This is a genomic window from Iodidimonas muriae (assembly GCF_014647255.1).
GTDB lineage: Bacteria > Pseudomonadota > Alphaproteobacteria > Sphingomonadales > Rhodothalassiaceae > Iodidimonas > Iodidimonas muriae.
Window position 1 is genome coordinate 1 of record NZ_BMOV01000020.1, and the last position, 3,789, is coordinate 3,789.

Here is a 3,789-nt window from a genome sequence, read left to right on the forward strand (position 1 = left end):
CAACTGGATGGCAATAGTGGTCAAGTCCTAACTTAACAAATGGACCACTTAATGGGGGCAGGCCAGTTTTATATTTGCTGGTATCACTGGCAGTAGGTGCCAATCTTTCGATTGAAGAAATCGTACAAGCCAAAGATTACTCTTTGGCTGAGGCCTCCCGCCCAGCCTTTGGTGATTACGGCCTGTGGTTTACGGTCGGCTTTGCCATCGTAGCCACGGTATCTGGTGTGATTGCCAGCGTATTTGCCGTGTCGCGCATGCTGGCCATGATGACCGATATGAAACTGGTGCCGCATAGCCATTTCGGTATGCCCGGCAGCGTTCAGAAACACACGCTGGTTTACACCATCGTTATTGCCGTGTTGCTCACCGTTTTCTTTGACCTCAGCCGCATTGCTTCGCTCGGTGCTATTTTTTACATCATCATGGACATTGCCATCCATTGGGGTGTGCTGCGCCATCTGCGTAAAGAAGTTAAAGCCAACGCCGCCATCCTCATCACCGCCATTGTGCTGGATGTCATCGTGTTGGGGGCGTTTCTCTGGGTAAAGGCCGAATCCGATATGCTGGTCATCTGGGTATCGTTCATAGGGCTAGTGCTGATCTTCGCCGGTGAAAGAATTTTCATACATAAATACCAAAACGAGGAGAGTTAAATGGCACATTCACACAATCACGGCGCGGCAAAGGCAGAAGACCATTCTGGCTGTAAAGATCACGGCGATCACAAGCCTTCCGGCGATAAGCCTGTAAAAGGCGGTAAATACGATAAGGTGCCGGAAGGATTTAGCGGTACGGTTTATACCTGCCCGATGCACCCAGAGGTGCGTCAGCCCAAAGCGGGGTCATGCCCGATTTGCGGTATGGGTCTTGAAGCCGAGAAAGCATCGGCAGGTGATGATGACGGGCCGAATCTGGAGCTGGTGGATTTCACCCGCCGTTTTTGGGTGGGTGCGGTTTTAACCATCCCGCTCCTTATTCTGACGATGTCCCCCTTCGTTGGGCTGACTGCCATTCGAGAGTTTTTTGGTGAGCGCACAACGCTGTGGATTGAATTTGCCTTGGGAACTCCCGTCATTCTCTGGTCAGGCTGGCCGTTTTTTGTGCGCGGGTTTCAGTCCTTCCGCAGCATGAATCTGAATATGTTTAGCTTAATCGCCATGGGCACGGGTGCGGCCTATATTTTCAGTATCGTTGCGGTGCTGGTGCCGGATATTTTCCCTGATGGGTTCCGTAATGCTGAGGGGCATGTCGGTGTATATTTTGAAGCCGCCGCCGTGATTGTAACACTGGTGCTGCTCGGCCAGATTATGGAGCTGCGTGCGCGTGAACGCACAGGCTCGGCGATCAAAGCGTTGCTAGATATGGCGGCAAAAACCGCCCATGTAATCCGCGAGGATGGCACGGAAGAAGAAATTCCGCTGGAAGATGTGCAGGTTGGCGACAAGTTGCGCGTCCGTCCGGGTGATAAGGTGCCGGTGGATGGCAAAGTGCTTGAAGGCCGTTCTTCGGTGGATGAATCAATGATCTCCGGAGAGCCGATGCCAGTTGAAAAGGTCGCTGGGGATGATGTCACAGGAGCCACAATTAACGGTACAGGCAGCCTGATTATTGAAGCCACACGGGTGGGCGCGGATACCATGCTCTCGCAAATCGTTGAGATGGTTGCAGGCGCACAGAGATCACGTGCGCCGATCCAGAAATATGCCGACATGGTTGCCGGGTATTTTGTGCCTGTGGTGATTGTTGTCGCTATTCTGGCCTTCATTGGCTGGGCTATTTGGGGGCCGGAACCGGCGCTGTCTTATGGTCTTATTGCTGCGGTAGCGGTGCTGATTATCGCTTGCCCTTGTGCGCTTGGACTTGCAACACCGATGTCGATTATGACGGCAACGGGGCGCGGCGCACAGGCTGGAGTTCTTATCAAGAATGCCGAGGCACTGGAGCGTTTTGAAAAAGTAGACATATTGATTGTCGATAAAACCGGCACGCTTACCGAAGGAAAGCCTAAACTGGTGGCCGTGCTTCCCGAAGATGGTCATGACGAGGCTGAAGTTTTGCGACTGGCTGCTTCACTTGAGCGCGGCTCAGAACATCCTCTGGCTGAAGCCATTGTACGCGGCGCGGAAGAGCGCAGCGTGGAGATGGCAGATGCTACGGATTTTGAGGCCATAACCGGCAAAGGCGTGAAGGGCACGGTAGACGGCCATGCGGTAGCGCTCGGCAACGCAGCACTTATCTCCGATATGGGGCTGGATAGCGGCGCACTGGTTGAAACAGCCAATGCCCGGCGTGACGAAGGCGAAACAGTGATGTTTGTTGTGCTTGATGGCGCGATTGCCGGGCTGGTCAGCGTTGCTGATCCAGTGAAAGAAACAACGCCTGCGGCTTTAAAAGCACTGCATGATCTCGACTTTAGGATTATTATGGCGACCGGAGATAATGAACGTACGGCAAAAGCTGTGGCAGAAAAGCTGGGCATTGATGAAATTCGCGCCGATGTTCTGCCAGAAGACAAAGCCAACATTATCAAGGAGCTTCAGGCGCAGGGCTTTAAAGTCGCTATGGCCGGTGATGGAGTGAATGACGCACCGGCACTTGCACAGGCCGATGTTGGAATTGCGATGGGCACTGGCGCAGATGTGGCGATTGAAAGCGCAGGGTTTACACTGATTAAAGGCAATCTTGACGGTATTGTGCGTGCTCGTCGTCTCGTGCGGGCCACCATGCGGAATATCCGGCAGAATTTGTTCTTTGCGCTTATCTATAATGCCGCCGGTGTGCCTGTGGCGGCAGGGCTTTTATTCCCGTTCTTCGGCATATTAATCAGCCCCATGTTTGCAGCTTTTGCCATGAGCGCATCCTCATTCTCAGTGGTGATGAATGCGCTGCGCTTGCGGCGGGTGAAGATTTGAAAAGGCGAAAACATGCATACAACAAAGAAACAAGTCCTTATCAAGTTTATCCTCCTGCTATGCATTCTGCTGGGATATTTCGCCTATCTCAGTTGGAAATTCGATGTCGGCACGGGCGGACTGGTCGTACTCCTGACCTGGAGCTTTTTCGTATTATGCACTCCTATAGCGGATGCGGGGTTTTTGCTCGACTTTCCGTTACGATTGCTGTTCGGCATTCGGATGTTTGTTTCTGAGATCGTGGTGTGGGGCATTGCCATCAGCATCAGCGCGGTTGGTCTGCTATTTGCCCGCGACGCTTTTCAGAAAACCATGATTACTTCACTTTTAGAGAAAATCCTTACCACACCTTACCCCTACTGGGGCATCATTGTGCTTTCGGGCGTCGGTACGTTTCTGTCCATACGTTTCGGTGATGAGTTGATGGATGTAGTCGAACACCGGGATCGCATATTGCATCATAAGCATGGGTTTACTCATACCGTCATCGTTTATGGCGGAATTTTGCTGCTTATTATCGTGGGATACCACCATTTGCTTGCATCACTGGGCATTACGGGGGTTGTCTTATGAACACGCTGACAGGCAAAAAAGGACTGATCGTTGGTATCGCCAATGAGCAGTCAATTGCTTGGGGTTGTGCTAAAGCATTCTTTGATGCAGGCGCAGAGCTGGCGGTTACCTATCTCAATGAAAAGGCCGAGCCTTATGTGCGGCCATTGGCAGAAAAGGTCAAAGCACCGATCATCGTACCACTAGATGTGACGGATGATGAACAGATGGAAGCGCTGTTTGAAATTATCGGCAACTGGCCTGCCCCCATTAAGTGGTCCATTTGTTAAGTTAGGACTTGACCACTATTGCCATCCAGTTG

The 3,789-nt window shown here is 52.0% G+C and carries 2 protein-coding genes and 2 pseudogenes; all 4 read left to right on the plus strand.

Features of this window, described 5'->3' with window-relative positions:
- Positions 1-65: 65 nt before the first annotated feature.
- Positions 66-656, plus strand: a pseudogene (locus IEX96_RS13935) (APC family permease); the annotation flags it as partial.
- On the plus strand, positions 657-2,915 hold the full coding sequence (locus tag IEX96_RS13940; protein WP_188874155.1) for a copper-transporting P-type ATPase: 2,259 nt from the start codon (positions 657-659) through the stop codon (positions 2,913-2,915).
- 12 nt (positions 2,916-2,927) lie between these two features.
- The gene (locus IEX96_RS13945) at positions 2,928-3,488 is read left to right on the plus strand and encodes a hypothetical protein (protein ID WP_150006441.1); all 561 of its coding nucleotides are present in this window, start codon (positions 2,928-2,930) and stop codon (positions 3,486-3,488) included.
- Positions 3,485-3,718: pseudogene (locus IEX96_RS13950) on the plus strand (SDR family oxidoreductase); the annotation flags it as partial. The gene IEX96_RS13945 and the pseudogene IEX96_RS13950, both read left to right, overlap by 4 nt.
- Positions 3,719-3,789: the final 71 nt, after the last annotated feature.

Coding starts and splice junctions, on each gene's coding strand:
- IEX96_RS13940 (WP_188874155.1), top strand. CDS start 657: ATGGCACATTCACACAATCACGGCGCGGCAAAGGCAGAAGACCATTCT.
- IEX96_RS13945 (WP_150006441.1), top strand. CDS start 2,928: ATGCATACAACAAAGAAACAAGTCCTTATCAAGTTTATCCTCCTGCTA.